We start from the raw sequence: 4,843 nt of genomic DNA on the forward strand, positions 1-4,843 counted from the left end.
CGGGCTCTTGAGCTTAAGACAAAGAAAAACCCGCATCACCTTTCGGCAATGCGGGTTATCTATGCTGTAGGTCGGAGTCGGCCGATAAGCCGGGTTCTGTCGTGGACAATCATTCCTCTAGGCCCAGGATCGCTCCTGGGCTCAAGCAACCTACCCGCCCCCAACGCGGGCCACGCCAATGGGGGCCTATTTGGTCTTGCTCCGGGTGGAGTTTACCGTGCCACGGTCTGTTACCAGCCGCGCGGTGCGCTCTTACCGCACCCTTTCACCCTTACCTGTGCTCCCGAAGGAGCCATCGGCGGTTTGCTCTCTGCTGCACTGGTCGTAGGCTTTCGCCTCCCAGGCGTTACCTGGCACCCTGCCCTGTGGAGCCCGGACTTTCCTCCCCCTTGCCCGTCTGCAGGTAAACCTGCACAACGACAAGGCAGCGATTGTCTGGCCGACTCCGGAGGCGGAGTATAACCTGCTACCAGCCCTGCTCCAAGCCGTACTTGTACAGGGCGTTCTTTTTATGACCGAAGATCTCAGCGGTGATCGCCGCCGCCCGCTTCAGCGGCAGCTCCTTGGCCAGCAATTCCAGGGTCTTAACCGTCTGACCATCCAGCTCATCCTCCTGGGCCTTGTGGCCGTGAACCATCAGCACCATTTCGCCTCGGGTACGGTTGTCATCCTCCTTGAGCCAGGCCAGCAACTCGGCGGCAGGCTGGCCCTCGATGGTCTCGAAGGTCTTGGTCAGCTCCCGGGCCAGCACCAACGGGCGCTCCGGCCCCATCACCTCGACGATGTCGGCGATGGTGTCCAGCACCCGGCGGGGAGACTCGTAGAAGATCATGGTGCGCGGCTCCTTGGCCAGGGCACTCAGGCGATCCAGTCGCCCCTTGCCCTTGGCGGGCAGGAAGCCCTCGAAGCTGAAGCGATCCGACGGCAGGCCGGCGGCGCACAGGGCGGTGGTGGCGGCACAGGGCCCAGGCAGGGGCACCACCGGGTGGCCCGCCTCCCGCACCTGGGTCACCAGGTGATAGCCGGGGTCGGAGATCAGCGGCGTGCCGGCGTCGGAGACCAGGGCGATGGACTCCCCCTGCTCCAGGCGGCTGATCACCCACTGAGCACGCTGGCGCTCATTATGGTCGTGAATGGCCACGGTCTTGGTGCTGATGCCGAAGTGGCTGAGCAGCTTGCCGCTGTGGCGGGTGTCTTCACAGGCGATGAGATCCACCTGCTCCAGCACGGTCAGTGCCCGCTGGGTGATGTCCGCCAGGTTGCCTATGGGGGTGGGCACAATATAGAGAGTTGCAGTGGATTCCATGGAAAATCTCTTGGTGTCTGTTGATTGGTTTAGCATCGACAGGGGGTTACACTATTGGCTGTGATTTTATCAGAGTGGGTTTGGCTGTTGAAAAACTTCTCATGCAAACTGACCAAAAGGGCAGTGCCTCTGCTGTTGACCGCCCTGCTGGCCGCCTGTGCCAGCGGTCCGGCACCGGCTCCCAAGGCGCCCAAGGCCAAGGTGGAAATGGGTCTGGTCACCCAGAGTGCCTCCCAGTACCTGCAACAAGCCTCCGCCAGTGAGGGGGAACTGCGTCAGCAGTGGCTGCTGCTGGCGGCCCGCGCCTACACCGAACAGGGTGATATGGCCTCTGCCGCCCAGTTGCTCAGCTCTCTGGAGCAGAGCCTGGCCGCCACCCCGAGACTTCAGGCGGAGTACCGGTTGCTGATGGCGGAACAGGCCAAAGGGGAGCAGAAGCGCAGTTACGCCCTGGCCCTGTTGGACTGGCCCCTGGACTGGCCCCTGGATCGGGCCCAGTGGCAGCATTACTACCGATTGAAAGGGGAGCTCTACCAGCTCTCTAACGCCCCTCTGCCCGCGTCGGCGGCTTTCTACACCCTGTCCAAATACCAGGGCGCCGAAGATCAGCAGCTGAGCTTCGAGGCCCTGTGGCGCAATCTGAGTCAGGTGGATGAGCAGGCTCTGCTGGAGGCGGTCAGCCAAAGTCAGGATCCCCAGTGGCGAGGCTGGCTTGAGCTGGCCTGGCTGGCGAAACACTTTGCCATCCAGCCCTCCACCCTGGTGGGCGAGCTGGCTCGCTGGCAGCGCAGCAACCCTGCCCACCCCGCCGCCCGGAACCTGCCGTCGGACCTGCAGCGGGCCCTGACGGTGCAGCCCTACCGTCCCCAGTCGGTGGCGGTGCTGCTGCCCCTGTCTGGTCGGGTAGCCGCCCAGGCCAAGGCGATTCAGGATGGGCTGCTCTCCCGGGCCCTGGAGCAGGACAGTGGCCGGCAGATCCGTTTCTATGACACCGGCAGCCTGGATGCGGCTGAGGCGTATCAGGCGGCGGTGGCCGATGGCGCCGAGTTCATCATCGGTCCCCTGCTCAAGAGCAATGTGGACAAGGTGGTGGCCGTAGCCGATCCCCAGATGCCCATGCTGCTGCTGAACCAGCCCGCCACCCTGCCGCAGCCCGAGGAGCACCACTACTTCTTCGCCCTCTCCCCCGAGGAGGAGGCGATGCATGTGGCCGAGAAGCTCTTCCAGGATGGCCGTCAGCATCCCCTGGTACTGGCTCCCGCCTCCTCCCTGGGCCGGCGCATGGCCCGGGAGTTTGAATCCACCTGGCTGACCCTGACCGAGGAGCCGGCGGAGGTGCACTACTTCGACCGCACCGACACCATGCAGGCCTCGGTGCGCGGCGCCCTGCAGGTGGACGCCAGCCTGGAGCGAATCAAGGCGGTGAAGCAGGCGTTCGGCCGCACCACCAAGGCGGACTTCCGCTCCCGTGGCGACGTGGATGCCATCTTCATCATCGCCGACTCCGGTGAGATCCGGCTGCTCAAGCCCTTCATCGACGTGAACATCTCGGTGTTTGCCCAGCCGCCCCAGCTCTATACCAGCAGCCGGGCCAACGCCAAGGCGGACAACGGCCAGGAGCGGCGCGATCTGGACCGGCTCTACATCAGTGACATGCCCTGGCTGCTGGGGGAGACCCCGGTACGCAGCAAGGTCAGTGAACTCTGGCCCGAGCGCAGCGACAGTCAGTTACGCCTGTATGCCATGGGCCACGACAGCTGGGCCCTGATCGATCGCCTGGCCCAGATGCGGGTGTTCTCCGGCTACCGCATTCAGGGTCTCTCCGGCCAACTGGCCGTGGCCGACGATGGGGTGCTGAGCCGCCAGCTGGGCTGGGCCCAGTATCGCCGCGGACGACTGCGCGCAGAACAATGAGCCGCAGCAAGGGTCAGATTGTCGAGCAACAGATCCAGGGGTGGCTGGCCGAACAGGGGCTGACGCCTTTGGCCAGCAACGTCCATTGTCGTTTTGGCGAACTGGACCTGGTGATGACCCAAGGTAACGAGCTGGTGTTTGTTGAGGTAAAATACCGGCAAACACCAGGTTATGGCGGCGCCCTCGCCGCCGTCACCCCAAACAAACAGCAGAAACTGCGGCGCGCCGCTGCCTTCTATCTGCAGCAGCAGGGCTGGAGCGATCGCCCCTGCCGCTTCGATGTGGTCACCGTGGAGAACGGGCACATCGACTGGATTCAAAACGCATTTTAATGAGGTTCCAATGTTAGAGCGGATCAAAGAGAGTTTTACTGAGAGCATCCAGACCAAGATCGATGCCCTGGAGGCGTTGCCCGAGAGTCTGGAGAAGGCCGCCTACATCATGGTCCAGTGCCTGCTCAACGGAAACAAGATCCTCACCTGTGGCAACGGCGGCAGCGCCGGCGACGCCCAGCACTTCTCCTCTGAGCTGCTGAACCGCTTCGAAACCGAGCGCCCCAGCCTGCCGGCCATCGCCCTGACCACAGACTCCTCCACCCTGACCTCCATCGCCAACGACTACAGCTACTCCGAGGTGTTCTCCAAGCAGGTGCGCGCCCTGGGTCAGCCCGGCGACGTGCTGCTGGCCATCTCCACCAGTGGCAACTCGGACAACGTCATCAAGGCGATGGAAGCGGCGGTTAACCGGGACATGACCATCGTCGCCCTCACCGGCAAGGATGGCGGCGCCATGGCCGGGCTGCTCTCCGATCGTGATGAAGAGATTCGCGTGCCCAGCAACCGCACCGCCCGCATTCAGGAGGTGCACCTGCTGGCCATTCACTGCCTGTGCGACGCCATCGATCGCACCCTGTTCCCTCAGCAGGAGGATTGATATGCGCTGGGCCGTAACCGCTCTTATTCTGCTGATCCTCAACGGCTGTGCCGGTGCGGTGATGCTGGGCACCGTCGGTGGTGCCATGATGGTCAACGATCGCCGCAGCGTCGGCAGCCAGATCGACGATCAGACCCTGGAGGTGCAGATTCGTCGCGCCATGGACGAGGATGAGGGGCTCAAGAACCAGACCCACATCTCGGTGACCAGCATGAACCAGTCGGTGCTGCTGGTCGGCCAGGCCCCCAATACCATGCTGCGGGATCGCGCCGTGACCAAGGCGCGGGCCGTGGATGGGGTGCGCATGGTGCACAACCAGATCCGCATCGGCAATCCGGTGGGGTTCAGCACCATCAGCAACGACAGCTGGATCACCACCAAGGTGAAGAGCCGCATGCTGGCGGATGACAACTTCGACAGCACCCGGGTCAAGGTGATCACCGAAAACGCCGAGGTATTCCTGCTGGGGCTGGTCACCCGGGAGGAGGCCGCCCAGGCGGTGGAGATCGCCCGCAACACCAGCGGCGTCCGCAAGGTGGTCAAGGTGTTCGAGATGCTCTGATCGCTTCAGCCACAAAAAAGCCGGGCAACTGCCCGGCTTTTTTTATGCAACTTGTCCCGTCCTGAAATAGGTTTACACATTGGAGACCTATTATGGGCAAGCCAACAATAGCAAGGCGTAAGCGCACT

5 protein-coding genes and 1 other RNA gene are annotated in these 4,843 nt (G+C 63.3%); 4 read left to right on the forward strand and 2 right to left on the reverse strand.

Annotation, left to right across the window (positions count from 1 at the left end; translation table 11 throughout):
- Window positions 1-69: 69 nt before the first annotated feature.
- Both rnpB and rsmI read right to left on the reverse strand, forming a co-directional pair.
- Window positions 70-447, reverse strand: an RNA gene (rnpB, locus tag ACN0RV_RS14230) — RNase P RNA component class A.
- A gap of 19 nt (window positions 448-466) precedes the next feature.
- Window positions 467-1,306 (reverse strand): 16S rRNA (cytidine(1402)-2'-O)-methyltransferase, encoded by an 840-nt coding sequence (gene rsmI, locus ACN0RV_RS14235; RefSeq protein ID WP_417348513.1) that lies wholly within the window; start codon window positions 1,304-1,306, stop codon window positions 467-469.
- 87 nt (window positions 1,307-1,393) lie between these two features.
- Here rsmI and ACN0RV_RS14240 point away from each other — a divergent pair, with 87 nt between their 5' ends.
- From ACN0RV_RS14240 to dolP, 4 genes are read left to right on the forward strand one after another with little or no spacing between them, the layout of a single operon-like run.
- Complete coding sequence (locus tag ACN0RV_RS14240) at window positions 1,394-3,220, forward strand: penicillin-binding protein activator (protein WP_417348515.1); 1,827 nt, start codon at window positions 1,394-1,396, stop codon at window positions 3,218-3,220.
- A complete protein-coding gene (locus tag ACN0RV_RS14245) occupies window positions 3,217-3,552 on the forward strand; it encodes a YraN family protein (RefSeq protein ID WP_417348516.1) in 336 nt (111 codons plus the stop codon). Before ACN0RV_RS14240 ends, ACN0RV_RS14245 begins: the two co-directional genes overlap by 4 nt.
- A gap of 10 nt (window positions 3,553-3,562) precedes the next feature.
- A complete protein-coding gene (locus ACN0RV_RS14250) occupies window positions 3,563-4,153 on the forward strand; it encodes a phosphoheptose isomerase (protein WP_028109665.1) in 591 nt (196 codons plus the stop codon).
- A gap of 1 nt (window position 4,154) precedes the next feature.
- Window positions 4,155-4,715 (forward strand): division/outer membrane stress-associated lipid-binding lipoprotein, encoded by a 561-nt coding sequence (gene dolP, locus ACN0RV_RS14255; protein ID WP_417348518.1) that lies wholly within the window; start codon window positions 4,155-4,157, stop codon window positions 4,713-4,715.
- Window positions 4,716-4,843: the final 128 nt, after the last annotated feature.

Source organism: Ferrimonas sp., assembly GCF_048263965.1.
Taxonomy (GTDB): Bacteria; Pseudomonadota; Gammaproteobacteria; order Enterobacterales; family Shewanellaceae; genus Ferrimonas.

Coding starts and splice junctions, on each gene's coding strand:
- rsmI (WP_417348513.1), bottom strand. CDS start 1,306: ATGGAATCCACTGCAACTCTCTATATTGTGCCCACCCCCATAGGCAAC.
- ACN0RV_RS14245 (WP_417348516.1), top strand. CDS start 3,217: ATGAGCCGCAGCAAGGGTCAGATTGTCGAGCAACAGATCCAGGGGTGG.
- ACN0RV_RS14250 (WP_028109665.1), top strand. CDS start 3,563: ATGTTAGAGCGGATCAAAGAGAGTTTTACTGAGAGCATCCAGACCAAG.
- dolP (WP_417348518.1), top strand. CDS start 4,155: ATGCGCTGGGCCGTAACCGCTCTTATTCTGCTGATCCTCAACGGCTGT.